14 protein-coding genes and 1 riboswitch are annotated in these 16,498 nt (G+C 69.2%); of the genes, 5 read left to right on the top strand and 9 right to left on the bottom strand.

What is annotated here, in order from left to right:
- The first annotated feature begins 28 nt into the window (after nt 1–28).
- The 3 genes from def (at nt 29) to ABT171_RS00515 (ending at nt 3,424) form a co-directional block, all read left to right on the top strand.
- On the top strand, nt 29–679 hold the full coding sequence (gene def / locus ABT171_RS00525) for a peptide deformylase (RefSeq protein ID WP_351238187.1): 651 nt from the start codon (nt 29–31) through the stop codon (nt 677–679).
- Nucleotides 680–971: 292 nt separating this feature from the next.
- Nucleotides 972–2,057: an epi-isozizaene synthase gene (cyc1, locus tag ABT171_RS00520; RefSeq protein ID WP_351238185.1), complete on the top strand. Its 1,086-nt coding sequence runs from the start codon at nt 972–974 to the stop codon at nt 2,055–2,057.
- On the top strand, nt 2,054–3,424 hold the full coding sequence (locus ABT171_RS00515) for a bifunctional albaflavenone monooxygenase/terpene synthase (protein ID WP_351238183.1): 1,371 nt from the start codon (nt 2,054–2,056) through the stop codon (nt 3,422–3,424). The genes cyc1 and ABT171_RS00515 overlap by 4 nt, the downstream gene beginning before the upstream one ends.
- A 22-nt stretch (nt 3,425–3,446) precedes the next feature.
- Here the strand turns inward: ABT171_RS00515 and ABT171_RS00510 are convergent, their stop codons facing one another.
- Nucleotides 3,447–4,409: a GlxA family transcriptional regulator gene (locus ABT171_RS00510; protein ID WP_351238181.1), complete on the bottom strand. Its 963-nt coding sequence runs from the start codon at nt 4,407–4,409 to the stop codon at nt 3,447–3,449.
- 92 nt (nt 4,410–4,501) lie between these two features.
- Between ABT171_RS00510 and ABT171_RS00505 the strand changes: the two genes are divergently transcribed.
- A complete protein-coding gene (locus ABT171_RS00505; protein WP_351238179.1) occupies nt 4,502–4,693 on the top strand; it encodes a hypothetical protein in 192 nt (63 codons plus the stop codon).
- Between the two features lie 494 nt (nt 4,694–5,187).
- Here the strand turns inward: ABT171_RS00505 and ABT171_RS00500 are convergent, their stop codons facing one another.
- From ABT171_RS00500 to nagB, 6 genes are all read right to left on the bottom strand, one after another.
- Nucleotides 5,188–6,198 (bottom strand): ribonucleotide-diphosphate reductase subunit beta, encoded by a 1,011-nt coding sequence (locus tag ABT171_RS00500; protein WP_351238177.1) that lies wholly within the window; start codon nt 6,196–6,198, stop codon nt 5,188–5,190.
- Complete coding sequence (locus tag ABT171_RS00495; protein WP_351238175.1) at nt 6,198–8,561, bottom strand: ribonucleoside-diphosphate reductase subunit alpha; 2,364 nt, start codon at nt 8,559–8,561, stop codon at nt 6,198–6,200. The genes ABT171_RS00500 and ABT171_RS00495 overlap by 1 nt, the downstream gene beginning before the upstream one ends.
- Nucleotides 8,562–8,696: 135 nt before the next feature.
- A riboswitch (adenosylcobalamin-variant (AdoCbl-variant) riboswitch) is annotated at nt 8,697–8,796 on the bottom strand.
- A gap of 148 nt (nt 8,797–8,944) precedes the next feature.
- Nucleotides 8,945–10,573 carry a monocarboxylate uptake permease MctP gene (gene mctP / locus ABT171_RS00490; protein WP_351238173.1) on the bottom strand — a complete coding sequence of 543 codons (1,629 nt, stop codon included), beginning with the start codon at nt 10,571–10,573 and terminating at the stop codon, nt 8,945–8,947.
- Nucleotides 10,570–10,860, bottom strand: coding sequence for a DUF3311 domain-containing protein (locus ABT171_RS00485; protein WP_351238171.1), 291 nt, complete (start codon nt 10,858–10,860; stop codon nt 10,570–10,572). Before ABT171_RS00485 ends, mctP begins: the two co-directional genes overlap by 4 nt.
- A 98-nt stretch (nt 10,861–10,958) precedes the next feature.
- Entirely contained in the window at nt 10,959–11,723 is a 765-nt protein-coding gene (locus ABT171_RS00480; protein ID WP_351238169.1) for a GntR family transcriptional regulator, read from the bottom strand.
- Between the two features lie 153 nt (nt 11,724–11,876).
- Nucleotides 11,877–12,662 (bottom strand): glucosamine-6-phosphate deaminase, encoded by a 786-nt coding sequence (nagB, locus tag ABT171_RS00475; protein WP_351238167.1) that lies wholly within the window; start codon nt 12,660–12,662, stop codon nt 11,877–11,879.
- A 505-nt stretch (nt 12,663–13,167) separates the two neighbouring features.
- Here nagB and ABT171_RS00470 point away from each other — a divergent pair.
- Entirely contained in the window at nt 13,168–14,634 is a 1,467-nt protein-coding gene (locus tag ABT171_RS00470) for a sensor histidine kinase (RefSeq protein WP_351239077.1), read from the top strand.
- 177 nt (nt 14,635–14,811) lie between these two features.
- Here the strand turns inward: ABT171_RS00470 and ABT171_RS00465 are convergent, their stop codons facing one another.
- Nucleotides 14,812–15,069, bottom strand: coding sequence for a WhiB family transcriptional regulator (locus tag ABT171_RS00465; RefSeq protein WP_003992873.1), 258 nt, complete (start codon nt 15,067–15,069; stop codon nt 14,812–14,814).
- Nucleotides 15,070–15,400: 331 nt separating this feature from the next.
- A complete protein-coding gene (locus ABT171_RS00460; protein ID WP_351238165.1) occupies nt 15,401–16,369 on the bottom strand; it encodes a diacylglycerol/lipid kinase family protein in 969 nt (322 codons plus the stop codon).
- Nucleotides 16,370–16,498 lie beyond the last annotated feature (129 nt).

Genomic DNA, 16,498 nt, shown 5'->3' with positions numbered 1-16,498 from the left:
CAGGTTTGCAGGAAGGCGTACGTCGGTCATGGCGCAGCAGGACACCGATCAGCAGCACGCGGGCGTGCTCCCTGTCGACGACGAGGGCTATGTCGTCGACACGGAGGACTGCGAGGAGCGCGAGAAGGCCTGGCGGGAGCGCGGGACCTCGCGGCCGATCACGGTCGTCGGCAACCCGGTGCTGCACAAGGAGTGCAAGGACGTCACCGAGTTCGGCGAGGAGCTGCAGCAGCTCGTCGCCGACATGTTCGCCAGCCAGCGCACCGCCGAGGGCGTGGGCCTGGCCGCCAACCAGATCGGTGTGGACCTGAAGGTCTTCGTCTACGACTGCATGGACGACGAGGGCGTCCGGCACGTCGGCGTGGTGTGCAACCCGAAGCTGGTCGACCTGCCCGCCGACCGGCGCCGGCTGGACGACAGCAACGAGGGCTGCCTGTCCGTGCCGACCGCGTACGCGCCGCTCGCGCGCCCCGACTACGCCGAGGTGACCGGCCAGGACGAGCAGGGCAACCCGGTCAGGGTGCGCGGCACCGGCTACTTCGCACGCTGTTTGCAGCACGAGACCGACCACCTCTACGGCTACCTGTACATCGACCGGCTGTCCAAGCGGGACCGCAAGGACGCGCTGCGGCAGATGGCCGAGAACGAGCCACGTTATCCGGTGGTCGCCAACGACTAGGCGGCAGGGGCTCGTCGGGGCGCCCGGCCGGGATCACTCCCGGTCGGGCGCCCTTCGCATGCCCCGACTCGCTCATTCGTGCGTCGTACAACCGAACCCTTCTGCCCTTGTTGTGATCCTTAATCGGTCACACAAGGCGCGATTCCATGCGGCCTTGGGGTAGTGAGTGAAGCAAATCCGTTCCCACGGCGGTCAGTTGTGGTGCTGAATGTAAGAGCGGGATACGCAACGGCGCACGCCCGGCACAACCGGAGAGGGGTGCGCGCCACTCGCGGCTGAGAGGGGTTTGTTCGTGCAAGCTTTCCCACACGGCACCACAGCGACGCCGACGGCGGTCGTCGTACCACCCTCACTGGCACTCCCGGTGATCGAGTCCGCCTTTCCCCGGCAACTGCATCCGTATTGGCCCCGGCTACAGCACAGCACGCGCCTCTGGCTGCTCGAAAAACGGCTCATGCCGGCGGACAAGGTGCAGGAATATGCCGACGGACTGTGCTACACCGACCTGATGGCGGGCTACTACCTCGGCGCCCCCGACGAGGTCATGCAGGCCATCGCCGACTACAGCGCGTGGTTCTTCGTCTGGGACGACCACCACGACCGCTGTGTGGTCCACGGCCGGGCGGGCGACTGGCGGCGGCTGAGGTACCGCCTGCACGCGGCCCTCGACGCACCCCGGCACCATCTGCACCATCCCGACCCGCTGGTGGCCGGGTTCGCCGACAGTGTGGTGCGGCTGTACGGCTTCCTGCCGCGCACCTGGAACGAGCGGTTCGCCCGGCACTTCCACGCGGTCATCGAGGCCTACGACCGCGAGTTCCGCAACCGCACCGGGGGATACATACCCGGCGTCGAGGAGTACCTCGCCCTGCGCCGGCACACCTTCGCGCACTGGATATGGACGGACCTGCTGGAACCGAGCGCCGGATGCGAACTCCCGGACGCCGTACGCAAAAAACCGGCCTATCGCCGGGCGGCGCTGCTCAGCCAGGAATTCGCCGCCTGGTACAACGACCTGTGCTCGCTGCCGAAGGAAATCGCCGGCGACGAGGTCCACAATCTCGGAATCAGTCTCATCACCCATGAGGGGCTGGCTCTCGAAGATGCGGTGGACGAAGTCAGGCGGCGGGTCGAGGAATGCGTCAGTGAATTCCTCCAAGCCGAGCAGGACGCCCTGCGGTTCGCCGGCGAACTCGCCGACGGAACGGTCCGGGGAAAGGAACTGAGCACCGCGGTCCGCGCCTGTGTCGGCAATATGCGCAACTGGTTCAGCTCCGTCTACTGGTTCCACCACGAGTCCGGCCGGTACCGGGTCGACACCTGGGACGACCGGTCCACGCCCCCGTACGTCACCAACGAAGCGGCAGGTGAGAAATGACCGTCGAGTCAGTGCGGCCCATTGCCCCCGAGTCGGCCGGACTGCGCGAGCCGCCCTTGGCCGGCGGCGCCGTGCCGGGCCTCGGGCACGGCCTGAAGCTGGTCCGCGACCCGCTCGCCTTCATGTCCCGGCTGCGCGACCACGGCGACGTCGTACGCCTCAGGCTCGGCCCCAAGACGGTGTACGCCGTCACCACACCGGAGCTGACCGGCGCGCTCGCGCTCAGCCCCGACTTCAAGATCGACGGACCGCTCTGGGAGTCCCTCGAAGGCCTGCTCGGCAAGGAGGGCGTGGCCACCGCCAACGGCCCCCGGCACCGCCGCCAGCGCCGCACCATCCAGCCCGCGTTCCGGCTGGACGCGATCCCGCACTACGGGCCGGTCATGGAGGAGGAGGCGCACGCGCTGACCGACCGCTGGCGACCCGGCGAGACCATCGACTGCACCTCCGAGTCCTTCCGGGTGGCCGTGCGCATCGCCGCCCGCTGCCTGCTGCGCGGCGAGTACATGGACGAGCGTGCCGAGCGGCTCAGCGTCGACCTCGCCAGCGTCTTCCGGGGCATGTACCGCCGGATGGTCGTCCCGCTCGGACCGCTGTACCGGCTGCCGCTCCCGGCCAACCGCGAATTCAACCGGGCCCTGGCCGATTTGCATCTGCTGGTGGACGAGATCGTCGCCGAGCGGAGGGCATCTGGTCAAAAGCCGGACGATTTGCTGACGGCATTGCTGGAGGCAAAGGACGACAATGGCGACCCCATCGGGGAACAGGAGATCCACGACCAGGTCGTCGCGATACTCACCCCCGGCAGCGAAACGGTGGCGTCCACGATCATGTGGTTGCTGCAGGTTCTCGCCGAACACCCGGAACACGCCGAGAAGGTACGGACCGAGGTCGAATCCGTGACCGGCGGCCGGCCCGTCGGATTCCAGCATGTTCGCGCGCTGACGCACACCAACAATGTCGTCGTCGAGGCCATGCGGCTCAGGCCCGCCGTATGGATATTGACGCGGCGCGCGGTGACCGACACCTCGCTCGGCGGCTATCGCATTCCGGCCGGGGCGGACATCGTCTACAGCCCCTACGCGATCCAGCGCGACGCCCGCTCCTACGACCGCCACCTCGACTTCGACCCCGACCGGTGGCTGCCGGAGCGGGCCAAGGACGTGCCGAAGTACGCCATGAGCCCCTTCAGCGTGGGCAACCGCAAGTGCCCCAGCGACCACTTCTCCATGACCCAGCTGAGCCTGATCACCGCGGCGATCTCGGCGAAGTACCGCTTCGAGCAGGTCGCCGGGTCGAACGACACCACCCGCGTGGGCATCACGCTCCGCCCGCACAACCTGCTGCTGAGGCCGATGCCTTGGTAGGTCACCCGGCACCGGCGCGCGCTCAGGCGGCCCGTGGGCCCCGGAACGTGCGCCGGTACGCGTTCGGGGTGGTGCCGAGCGCCCGGATGAACTGGTGCCGCAGCGCCGCCGCCGTACCGAACCCGGTGCGCCAGGCGATCTCGTCCATGGTCTCGTCCGTGCCCTCCAGCAACTCCTGGGCGCGCAGCACCCGTTGGCGCAGGACCCACCGGTAGGGCGTCGTCCCGGTCTCCTGCTGGAAGCGGCGTGCGAAGGTGCGCGGCGCCATATGGGCACGGGCGGCCAGCTGCTCCACGGTCACCTCCTGGTCGAGGTGCTCCTCCATCCACACCAGCACCTCGCCTACGGTGTCGCACGGGGCCTTGGGCAGTGGCCGCTCGATGTACTGCGCCTGCCCGCCGTCCCGGTGCGGCGGTACGACCATCCGGCGGGCGATCTTGTTCGCGACCTCGGGCCCCTGCTCCTTGCGCACGAGATGCAGACAGGCGTCGATCCCGGCGGCGGTGCCGGCCGAGGTGATCACGGGGTCCTCGTCGACGTAGAGCATGTCCGGCTCGACGGCGATCGCCGGATACCGGCGGGCGAGCTGCTCCGCGTGATGCCAGTGCACCGCGCACCGCCGGCCGTCCAGCAGCCCGGCCGCGGCCAGCAGGAACACGCCGGAGCAGACGCTGAGCACCCGCGCCCCCCGCCGGACGGCTCGCCGCAGGGCGTCCAGCAGCTCCTCCGGGTACTCCCGTACGGCATAGGTCTCCCCGGCCGGGACGGTGATCAGGTCGGCCTCATCCAGCCGCTCCAGCCCGTAGGGGGTGGACACGGTGAACCCGCAGTGGGTGTCGAGGGTGGGCCCCTCGGCGGAGACCACGGCGAAGTCGTACACCGGCAGTCCCTCGTCGCTGCGGTCGATGCCGAACACCTCGCACACGACACCCAGTTCGAAGGGATGCACCCCGTCCAGCAGTACGGCGGCCACGTTCTTCAGCATGCTGCCAGTGTGCCGGGTCGGTGGCAGTAATTCGAGGGCGCACGGCAGTCCTGCCACTCACGGGACGGAGCGTTCCGCGCGAGAGTGAGGGCATGAACGGAAACCAGATCCAGGGCCTCATCGGCATGCTCGCCACCTTCGGGATCCTCCTGCTCATGATCCTCCCGTCCGCGATCGGCGCCGTGCGGGAATGGCGCATCGACCGGCAGCTCAGGCAGGCGGAACGCGGCGAAGGCACGCCGGACCGCACCCACGGCCGCCACGGCGTGGCCCACCCCGCCTGAGGGAACGCCCAAGGCAACGCCTGTACGAACCCTGGCGACATCCGGGTCACGGGCGCCGTCGTCAACGGCGGGCACGACGTCACGATCGGTACCACCCAGCGCGTCACCTACCCGATCGCCCTCACCATCCGGGACGACTCGGGTGTGAAGGGCCTGTCGCACGTCAGCGTGCGCGGCCAGGCTCACCGCCGACGCCTCACCCGAGCCCGTCGCCAGGGGCGGCCGGCTGACCGTCACCGGCGCGCTCGCCCGGGCGAACCGGGAGGACCTGAAGCACCACGGCTTCACCGGGCAGGACGTGCAGCTCCAGTTCAAGGCGGACGGCGCCGCCCGGTAGCGCACGGTCAGGACCGTACGCACGGGCGACGCCGGGAAGCTCAGCACCAGCGTCACGGCCACCTCGGCGGGCAGCCGGCGCTGGTACTTCCCCGGCACGGCGACGACCGCGCGGGCCGTGTCGGCCGGGGACGCGGTGGAACTGAGGTAACGGCCGGTCAGAACTCCTCGTCCAGGTCGACCGTGCCCTCCACGGCGACCTGGTACGCCGACGGGCGGCGCTCGAAGAAGTTCGTCAGCTCCTGAACGCCCTGCAGCTCCATGAAGGAGAACGGGTTCTCCGAGCCGTACACCGGGGCGAAGCCGAGGCGGGAAAGACGCTGGTCGGCGACGCACTCCAGGTACTGCCGCATCGACTCGGTGTTCATGCCCGGCAGGCCGTCACCGCACAGGTCGCGCGCGAACTGCAGCTCGGCCTCGACGGCCTCCCGCAGCATGTCGGTGACCTGCTGCCGCAGCTCGTCGTCGAAGAGGTCCGGCTCCTCCTTGCGGACGGTGTCGACCACGTCGAACGCGAAGGACATGTGCATCGTCTCGTCGCGGAACACCCAGTTGGTGCCGGTGGCGAGACCGTGCAGCAGACCCCGGCTGCGGAACCAGTAGACGTACGCGAAGGCGCCGTAGAAGAACAGGCCCTCGATGCACGCGGCGAAGCAGATGAGGTTGAGCAGGAAGCGACGGCGGTCGGCCTTCGACTCCAGGCGCTCCAGCTTCTCGACCTCGTTGATCCACTTGAAGCAGAACTCGGCCTTCTCGCGGATGGAAGGGATGTTCTCGACGGCCGCGAAGGCCGCCGCCCGGTCGTCCGGGTCGGGGAGGTAGGTGTCCAGCAGGGTCAGATAGAACTGGACGTGCACGGCCTCCTCGAAGAGCTGACGGCTCAGGTACAGCCGGGCCTCGGGGGAGTTGATGTGCTTGTACAGCGTCAGGACCAGGTTGTTCGCGACGATCGAGTCGCCCGTCGCGAAGAAGGCCACCAGCCGGCCGATCAGGTGCTGCTCGGCCGGAGTCAGCTTCGCCAGGTCGGCCACGTCCGAGTGGAGGTCGACCTCCTCCACGGTCCAGGTGTTCTTGATGGCGTCCCGGTAGCGCTCGTAGAAGTCCGGGTAGCGCATCGGGCGGAGAGTCAGCTCGAAGCCGGGGTCGAGAAGGTTCTGGTTGCTGGGCATTACTGGCAGGCCTCGCAGGACTCGGGGTTTTCCAGGGAGCAGGCGACCGCGTCGGGATCGGCGGCCTGCTGGACGGGGATGGTCTTCTGGGCCTGCGCCTGGGCGGCGCGGGCGATGCGTGTCGCGGGCCGCGAGCGCAGGTAGTACGTCGTCTTCAGCCCGGACTTCCAGGCGTACGCGTACATCGATGAGAGCTTGCCGATGGTCGGCGTCTCCATGAAGAGGTTGAGCGACTGCGCCTGGTCCAGGAACGGCGTCCGCGCCGCGGCCATGTCGATCAGGCCGCGCTGCGGGATCTCCCACGCCGTGCGGTACAGGGCCCGTACGTCGGCCGGGATCCAGGCGAAGTCCTGCACGGAGCCGCTGGAGTCGCGCAGCGCCTCACGGGTCCGCGCGTCCCAGACGCCGAGTTCCTTCAGGTCCTTCACCAGGTACGAGTTGACCTGCAGGAACTCACCGGACAGCGTCTCGCGCTTGAACAGGTTGGAGACCTGCGGCTCGATGCACTCGTAGACACCCGCGATGGAGGCGATGGTGGCGGTGGGCGCGATCGCGAGGAGGAGCGAGTTGCGCATGCCGACGGCCGCGATCCGCTCGCGCAGCGCCGCCCAGCGCTCGGGCCAGGTGAGCTCGACGTCGTAGTGGTCGGGGTGCAGGACACCCTGGGCGGTACGGGTCTTCTCCCAGGCCGGCAGCGGGCCCTTCTGCTCGGCGAGGTCGGCGGAGGCCTCGTACGCGGCGAGCATCACGCGCTCGGCGATCCGCGTGGACAGGGCCCTGGCCTCCGGCGAGTCGAAGGGCAGGCGCAGCTTGAAGAAGACGTCCTGCAGACCCATGGCACCGAGGCCGACGGGACGCCACTTGGCGTTCGACCGGCCCGCCTGCTCGGTCGGGTAGAAGTTGATGTCGACCACGCGGTCGAGGAAGGTGACGGCCGTGCGGACCGTCTCGTCCAGGCGCTCCCAGTCGATGTCACCGCCGCTCACGAACGCACCGAGGTTCACCGACCCCAGGTTGCAGACCGCCGTCTCGCCGTCGTCCGTGACCTCCAGGATCTCCGTGCAGAGGTTGGAGGAGTGGACGACATGGCCGGGCAGGGCCGTCTGGTTGGCGGTGCGGTTGGCCGCGTCCTTGAAGGTCATCCAGCCGTTGCCGGTCTGCGCGAGGGTGCGCATCATCCGGCCGTACAGCTCACGGGCCGGGATCGTCTTCTTCGCGAGCCCCGCCTGCTCGGCCTTGCGGTAGGCGGCGTCGAACTCCTCCCCCCACAGGTCCACCAGCTCCGGCACGTCCGCCGGGGAGAACAGCGACCACTGCTCGTCGGCGTTGACCCGGCGCATGAACTCGTCCGGGATCCAGTGCGCGAGGTTCAGGTTGTGCGTGCGGCGGGCGTCCTCACCGGTGTTGTCCCGCAGCTCCAGGAACTCCTCGATGTCCGAGTGCCAGGTCTCCAGGTAGACGGCCGCGGCGCCCTTGCGCCGGCCGCCCTGGTTCACGGCGGCCACCGAGGCGTCCAGGGTCTTCAGGAACGGCACGATGCCGTTGGAGTGCCCGTTGGTGCCGCGGATCAGCGAACCGCGGCTGCGGATCCGGGAGTACGACAGACCGATGCCGCCGGCGTGCTTGGAGAGCCGGGCCACCTGGTGGTACCGGTCGTAGATGGAGTCCAGCTCGTCCAGCGGGGAGTCGAGGAGGTAGCAGGACGACATCTGGGGGTGCCGCGTGCCGGAGTTGAAGAGGGTGGGGGAGGACGGCAGGTAGTCGAGGCGGCTCATGAGCCCGTAGAGCGCGGCGACTTCGTCCACGGAGCGGACGCTGTCGTCCTCGGCGAGACCCGCGGCGACCCGCAGCATGAAGTGCTGGGGGGTCTCGATGACCTTGCGGGTGAGGGGGTGCCGGAGCAGGTACCGGCTGTGCAGGGTGCGCAGCCCGAAGTAGCCGAAGCGGTCGTCCGCGCCGGTGTCGATCAGCGCGTCCAGCCGCTCGGCGTGCAGCCGCGCGAACTCGGCGGTCCGGTCGGCGATGAGCCCCTCCCGGTGCCCCACGGCCACGGACTCGGTGAAGGACGTCACGCCCTGCGAGGCGGCCTCGGCGCGGATGGTGAGGGTCAGCAGCCGGGCGGCCAGCCGGGAGTAGGCGGGGTCCTCGGAGATGAGCCCGGCGGCGGCCTCCGTGGCCAGCTCCCGCAACTCCGCCTCGTCGGCGTGGGCCGACCGGCCGCGCAGCGCGGCGGCGGCGACCCGGCCGGGGTCGGCGTCGGGGAGGTCGGCGGTCAGCTCGGTCAGGGTCCGCAGCAGCGCGGTACCGGGACCGTCGGTCTCCAGGCCGCTGGCTGAAGCCGGATCTGCTGGCGCGATGGTCACGTGGGGCTCTCCCTCGCTCGGCACGGGGCCTTGCGGAGGGCAGGGGGCAGCCACGAGCGCACACGGCGTCGCGTCCACCGGCCCACTCCACGAGGCCCGGACGTCTCAGGCACACCGGCCGGCCGGCCGGGTGCGCTGTCGGCAGGTCCTCGGACTGACGCAGGCGTGCGCATGCACGCAAGTACACCGTTGCGGGACAGTTCCGGATTCACACCGGATTCCCCTGCGGCGACAGCGAGGACGAGCATACATCTAGTGCCGGGCTGTCGGGTCACCCCCAGATGTTGTGTCGTGGCGGTGTCAGAGCGTCAACTCGTAGGTGAGCGGAGTGAGGGACGACGACGGGCCGCCGGATTTCCTCCGGCGGCCCGTCGTACGGCAGTTCAGTGACCGGCGCCCGCCGTCGCCGGCGGAAGCTCCACCTGGACGCCGGGGTCTCCCGCGTCCGCCGTGTAGTCCTCCGGCTTGGTCTCGTCGATGCCCTCCGGGGCCTTCACGGCCTTCAGGACCAGCGTCAGGGCCACGGTGACGGCGACGTTCAGCACGAACGCCGTGAGGCCGATGTAGCCGATCTCCTTGATGCCAGGGATCTCCTTGGCCGCGCCGCCGAAGTGCTTCTGGGTCGGCGAGCCGACCCCGTACGCGGCGACCGTGCCGTAGATCATGCCGACCGCCCAGCCGGCGAGCAGTGCCCAGCGGTGGAACCAGCGGGTGAACAGGCCGCCGACCAGGGCGGGGAAGGTCTGCAGGATCCAGATGCCGCCGAGCAGCTGGAAGTTGATCGCGACCGTCTTGTCCATGGTGAGGACGAAGACCAGCGCGCCGACCTTCACCAGCAGCGAGACGATCTTGGAGACCTGGGCCTCCTGCCGGGGTGTGGCGTCCGGCTTGATGAAGTCCCGGTAGATGTTGCGGGTGAAGAGGTTCGCCGCCGCGATCGACATGATGGCCGCCGGTACGAGTGCGCCGATGCCGATCGCCGCGAAGGCCACGCCCGCGAACCAGTCCGGGAACATGTCCTCGAACAGCTGCGGGATCGCCAACTGCCCGTTGGTGACCTTCACTCCGGCCGCGATCGCCATGAAGCCCAGCAGGGCCAGCAGGCCGAGCATGAGGGAGTACAGCGGCAGGATCGTGGTGTTGCGGCGGATCACCTCGCGGCTCCTGGACGACAGGGTCGCGGTGATCGAGTGCGGGTACATGAAGAGCGCGAGCGCCGAACCGAGGGCCAGGGTGGCGTATGTCCACTGGTTCGCCTCCGGCGGGACCAGCGCGCCGCGCGGCTTGCCGGTGGCCGGGTTGACCTGGCTGAACGCGTGGGCCGCCTTGGCGAAGACGTCGTCGAAGCCGCCCAGCTTGATCGGGATGTAGATGATCGCCACCACGATGACGATGTAGATCAGGGCGTCCTTGACGAAGGCGATCAGGGCGGGCGCGCGCAGGCCGGACGAGTAGGTGTACGCCGCGAGCACGCCGAAGGCGATCAGCAGGGGCAGGTCCCGTACGAACCAGTTGGTGCTGCTGTCCCCGCCGACGCCCATCACGTCCAGCACCGCCTGGATGCCGACGAGCTGGAGCGCGATGTACGGCATCGTCGCCAGGATGCCGGTCAGCGCCACCGCCAGCGACAGCCCCCTGGAGCCGAAGCGGCCGCGGACGAAGTCCGAGGTCGTCACGTAGCCGTGGCGGTGCGAGACCGACCACAGGCGGGGCAGGAAGGTGAAGATCAGCGGATAGACCAGGATCGTGTACGGCACCGCGAAGAAGCCGGACGCGCCCGCCGCGTAGATCGCCGCCGGTACGGCGACGAAGGTGTACGCCGTGTACAGGTCGCCGCCGAGCAGGAACCAGGTGATCCAGGTGCCGAAGGACCGTCCGCCCAGTCCCCATTCGTCCAGGGAGTGCTCGTTCTCGGCCCTGCGCCAGCGTGCGGCCAGGAAGCCCATGACCGTGACGGCCAGGAAGAAGAAGATGAAGACGCCGAGCGCGACGCCGTTGACGCCGTTCTTCACTTCGCCTCACCGCCCTTCTGGGAAGCGGGGGAAGCGGGGGAAGCGCCGGCGGTGCGGGCGCGCTGGTCGCGCTGCCACAGCTTGTGCGCGGTCATCGTCAGGGCGGTGGAGATCAGCACCCAGAGCATCTGGTACCAGTAGAAGAACGGGATACCCAGGAAGGCCGGGTCCGTCCTGGCGTAGGAGCCGACCCAGAGCATGGCCGTGAAGGGCGCGACGAGGCACAGGCCGATGATCACCCGGACCGGGGTGACCACGGGTGGTCTCACTTCAGGTGTTTCGGACATGCCTCGGCTCTCCGTCCCCTCGTTGATCACCTGGGTAACGCGCAGGCAATCTAGGTGACGGTGTCGCGCCAGTGGAAGACCTCGTCCGTATATCGGCCCTACTCGGCCGGGCGCTTGAGCCGCGCGACGAACTTGTAGCGGTCCCCCCGGTACACCGACCGCACCCACTCCACCGGCTTGCCCTCGCGGTCCAGGGAATGGCGGGAGAGCATCAGCATCGGCAGGCCCACATCGGTGCCGAGCAGGCCCGCCTCGCGCGGAGTGGCCAGCGAGGTCTCGATGGTCTCCTCGGCCTCGGCGAGGTGGACGTCGTAGACCTCGGCGAGCGCGGTGTAGAGGGACGTGTACTTCACGAGTGATCTGCGCAGCGCGGGGAAGCGCTTGGCGCTCAGATGCGTGGTCTCGATGGCCATCGGCTCCCCGTTGGCCATGCGCAGCCGCTCGATGCGCAGCACCCGTCCGCCGGCGGCGATGTCCAGCAGCCCGGCGAGCCGGTCGTCGGCGGTGATGTAGCCGATGTCCAGCAGCTGCGAGGTCGGCTCCAGACCCTGGGCGCGCATGTCCTCGGTGTAGGAGGTGAGCTGCAGCGCCTGGGAGACCTTGGGCTTGGCGACGAAGGTGCCCTTGCCCTGGATGCGTTCGAGCCGGCCCTCCACGACCAGCTCCTGCAGGGCCTGGCGGACGGTGGTGCGGGAGGTGTCGAACTCGGCCGCCAGCGTGCGCTCGGGCGGCACCGGCGTGCCCGGGGCCTGCGTCTCCGTCATGTCGAGCAGGTGCTTCTTCAAGCGGTAGTACTTGGGCACGCGCGCCGTACGGACGGTCGTGCCGGCCTCGTTCTCCGCACTGCTGACGTCGGTGCTCATGCTCTGCCTTCCCGGCTCCGGATGCCGAAAGCGACCGACTGTCATCGGCCACGGGTCACATCGTGGCACGGGTTCCCGTCCCCGGGTGCACCCGCACGCTCCGTGATCTCCTCTCTATACCGTCCGGACCGGATTGGTCTAGGCCTACGGGTCCTAGATCCCCTGCCAGTCCGGCTTGTTGGCGTAGGTGTGCCGGAAGTAGTCGGCCAGCTTGAGCTTGGCCGCGGCGGCCTCGTCGACGACCACCGTGGCGTGCGGGTGGAGCTGGAGCGCGGAGGCCGGGCATACGGCCGCGACCGGTCCCTCGACGGTCGCGGCGACCGCGTCCGCCTTGCCCTCACCGGTCGCCAGCAGCACCAGGTGCCGGGCCTCCAGGATGGTGCCGATGCCCTGGGTGATGACGTGGTGCGGGACCTGCTCGATGTCGCCGCCGAAGAAGCGGGCGTTGTCGATCCGGGTCTGCTCGGTCAGCGTCTTGATCCGGGTGCGCGAGGCGAGCGAGGAGCACGGCTCGTTGAACCCGATGTGCCCGTCGGTGCCGATCCCGAGCAGTTGCAGGTCCACTCCGCCGGCCCCGGCGAGCGCGCGGTCGTACGCCTCGCACGCCGCCTGGATGTCCCGGGCGGTGCCGTCGGGTCCGAGGAACGCGTCCATGCCGATGCCGAGCGGCTCCAGCACCTCCCGGCGCAGCACCGAGCGATAGGACTCGGGGTGGTCGGCGGGCAGCCCCACGTACTCGTCGAGCTGGGCTATGCGCGCCCGCGAGACGTCGACCGCGCCGGAGCGGACCTTCGCGGTCAGCGCCTGGTAGACGGGCAGCGGGGTGGAGCCGGTGGCCACGCCGAGCAGGGCGTCGGGCTTGCGCCGCAGCAGCCGGGTCATGGCCTCGGCGACCAGCTCGCCGCCCGCCGCGGCGTCCGGAACGATGACAACTTCCACGCTGGGCCTGCCGTTCTGAAGTGGTCTCGGTACGTCTATGTGGTTTAGACCAATCTAGCAGAGGCGGCCTCCGCCGGCCCAGGAAACGACGCGCACGCACGGCGCCTTCGTCGGCCGCTCCCCGGCACTCGCGGAAATTGCCATGACCATCTGGCCCCACGGCTGACCGAGCCGGGCTAGGCTGCGTGGCATCGGGTGCCCTCACTCGTGCATGCCGACGAGACCATGGACATACCGTTGTGGTCTAGTCCAGAATCGACAAGAACGCACCAACGTGACAAGCCTCCGTCTTCCCCGCACAGGAAGGCGGATCGAGGAACCGGCGCTCTCTGCCCTGACTGCCCCGGCTCCTCGGCCTTCGGCCGACCGGGACCGCACACCCCACGGCCGATGATGCTCCGGGCTGCGGTGCCGGGAGGGTTGAGGGTCCCTTCCAGGCGCCGCGGCCCGCGGGTGTTTTTCCGGCCACCGGCAGCCCGCGGGTACGCTCGCAGACGTGCCCTCCATGAACGAACTGGTCCGCCAGCACACCGCCCTCGACGACTCCGACCTCGAGTGGCTCCATCTGCTGGTCTCGGAGTGGCAGCTGCTCTCCGACCTCTCCTTCGCCGACCTGGTCCTGTGGGTCCCCACCCGCGACGGCACGCGGTATGTCTCGGTCGCCCAGATGCGCCCGAACACCGGCCCCACCTCCTACCAGGACGACATGGTCGGCCACCTCGTCCCGCGTGGCCGCCGGCCCATGCTGGACGCGGCGCTGGACGAGGGCCGGATCGTGCGCGAGGGCGACCCCGAGTGGCGGGAAGAGGTCCCCGTGCGGGTCGAGTCCATCCCCGTACGACGTGACGGCCGGGTTCTCGGCGTGATCGCCCGCAACACCAATCTGCTGACCGTCCGCACCCCGAGCCGGCTGGAGCTCACCTACCTCCAGAGCGCCTCGGACCTCGCGCAGATGATCGCGGCAGGATCGTTTCCCTTCCCGGACCAGCAGGTCGACATGGACGCCTCACCGCGCGTCGGCGACGGACTGATCCGGCTGGACGCCGACGGCGTCGTCCAGTACGCCTCCCCGAACGCGCTGTCCGCCTACCACCGCCTCGGCCTCGCCGCCGACCTGGTCGGCCAGCACCTCGGCCAGACCACCGCCGAACTCGCCCCGACCCGGGGCCCGGTGGACGAGGCGCTCGCCAAGGTGGCCAGCGGCTGGGCGCCGCGCGAGTTCGAGATCGAGGCCAACGACGGGGTCATCCAGTTCCGGACCATCCCGCTCAAGCCCAAGGGCACCCGGATCGGCTCCCTGGTGCTGTGCCGGGACGTCACCGAACTGCGGCGCCGCGAGCGTGAGTTGATCACCAAGGACGCGACCATCCGGGAGATCCACCACCGGGTGAAGAACAACCTCCAGACGGTCGCCGCGCTGCTGCGTCTGCAGGCCCGGCGCATCGACTCCGAACGCGGCCGGGAGGCCCTGGAGGAGGCGGTCCGCCGCGTCGGCTCGATCGCCATCGTGCATGAGACGCTGTCTCAGAACCTGGATGAGCGCGTGGAGTTCGACGACATCGCCGACCGCGTGCTGGCGATGGTCGCCGAGATCTCACCGGGCAAGGTGACCGGCCGGCGCAGCGGGCGCTTCGGGATACTCGACGCCGAGGTGGCCACCCCGCTGTCGATGGTCCTCACCGAGATCCTGCAGAACGCCCTGGAACACGGCTTCCGCGAGGGCGACACCGGCACGGTCGAGGTCTCGGCGGTGCGGGGTGGTACGACCAAGGAGGCGCGCCTCCTCGTCACCGTCCAGGACGACGGCGTCGGACTGCCCGAGAACTTCGACCCGCACCGCTCCGGAAACCTGGGGCTGCAGATCGTACGGACGCTGGTGGAGGGCGAGTTGGGCGGATCGTTCGACATGGTGCCGGCGCCGGGCCGGGGGACCCGGGTGATCCTCGACATTCCGGTGCAGGCGCAGAAGTGAGCTCACCGGCGGCCCACCCGGCGCCGGACAGCATTGAGCCCCGGGCCACTTGGTGATCCGGGGCTAAAGCTCGAAGCTATGCGCATCGGGGGATACTGCGCGCTGCGGCTCGGGGGCGGGAGATGCGTGCGTGCTGCACGCGCCGCCAAGCTCAGGCTGTCAGCAGGGGTGGGTATGTCAGGCGGAGGCCTGACGAGCCCGGTTGCGGGCGGCGCGGCGCTTCATGGCGCGGCGCTCGTCCTCGCTGAGACCACCCCAGACGCCGGAGTCCTGACCGGACTCAAGCGCCCACTGCAGACACTGCTCGATCACCGGGCAGCGACGGCAGACGGCCTTGGCTTCCTCGATCTGCAGCAGCGCAGGACCGGTGTTGCCGATGGGGAAGAAGAGCTCGGGGTCTTCCTCGCGGCAAACGGCGTTGTGACGCCAGTCCATGGCTGCTACCTCTCCTAGGTTCTCTGAACGTATTACGTACAGGTTGCTTGTGAATGTGAACGCTTTCACGAATCCCTCAACAAGTGAAGGGCCGACCGCCGAGTCTTCCCCGGCGTGGTCCTTGGTTTGAAGAGGGGTTCCGGTGATCAGTGGAGGCCGGTGTTGCGGGCCGTCCCGATCGCCACGTAGAGACTCGCAAACCTCAGCGGCGGATACAACCCCTTCCGGAAAGTTTTTTTTGATTCCTCGGTGTCGACTAGGTCACAGCCGTACTTCCATGGGGTGGATCCTGGCCTAAACGTTCGAGTGAAAGGACTTTTGCGCCTTCCGCTCACACAATCACACGCAGTGCACGGCGTACGCCTGTGAACGTCACGCTCGTACGGAGCCCGAGGTGGTCACCGTCCATCTGCAGGGGGAGAGGCACCTTCGAATGCAAGGTGAACCGGTCCAGATCGTGCAGGGAGAGCACATGCTTGCCGTGGGGGCCCCGCTCGGGGGACGAAGTGAGCAACTGGGTGCCATACCGGGCAACCGAGGCCGTCGACAGACGGCTGAGACCGAGCACGTCGACGCCGGTATCGAACGAGGCCTTAGGTGACGTGTACATGGGGCGATTGCCGAGAAACGTCCACGGGGACGTGTTCGAGACTATGGCGAGCACAAGATCACCGATCGGGTCCTCGCCGGGACGCTCCAGCGTGATCGAGCCGTGTCGGCGGTTCGGCTCGCCGAGGAACTGCCGCATCACCTGCCGTACGTACAGGCCGTGCGTCGACTTCTTGCCCCGCTCGCGCTGCTGCTCGACCCGGCCGACCACGCCCGCGTCGAACCCCAGGCCGGCGTTGAAGGTGAACCAGCGGTCCGGGACCGCCTCGTCCACGGTGCCGGGGGTGCCCGAGGTCAGCCCGAGCCCGACGACCCGCTCGCCGCCCTCGCGCAGGGCGTCCAGCAGGGCGCCGGTGGCTTCGACGGGGTCGTTGGGCAGGCCCAGGGCGCGGGCGAAGACATTGGTGGAGCCGCCGGGGACGACGGCGAGACCGGGCAGGCGCTCGGGGTCGGGGCCCCCGTGCAGGAGGCCGTTGACGACCTCGTTGACCGTGCCGTCGCCGCCGAGGGCCACCACGAGGTCGATGTCGTCGCTGTCCGCCGCCTGCCGGCCGAGGTCGCGCGCGTGGCCGCGGTACTCGGTGGTGACCGCCTCCAGCTTCATCTCGCTCGCCAGCGCGTGGATCAGGACGTCACGCCTGCGTGCGCTTGTGGTGGTTGCCGCCGGATTGACCACGAGAAGTGCACGCATGGAGGGCAGCGTACCTACTGGGGGGTACCGGGCCCATATCGAGGTAGGGATCCGGTAAGAGGCGGGGGCGTGACAGTGGACACTCGCGGCTCCCCGCGCCCCTTTCGGGGCGCTCGCACCGCCCCCGTT

It is taken from the genome of Streptomyces sp. NPDC001851, from assembly GCF_040297165.1.
GTDB lineage: Bacteria > Actinomycetota > Actinomycetes > Streptomycetales > Streptomycetaceae > Streptomyces.
Note: the sequence above shows the minus strand (reverse complement) of the source record. Positions and strands in the feature narration are given on the sequence as shown.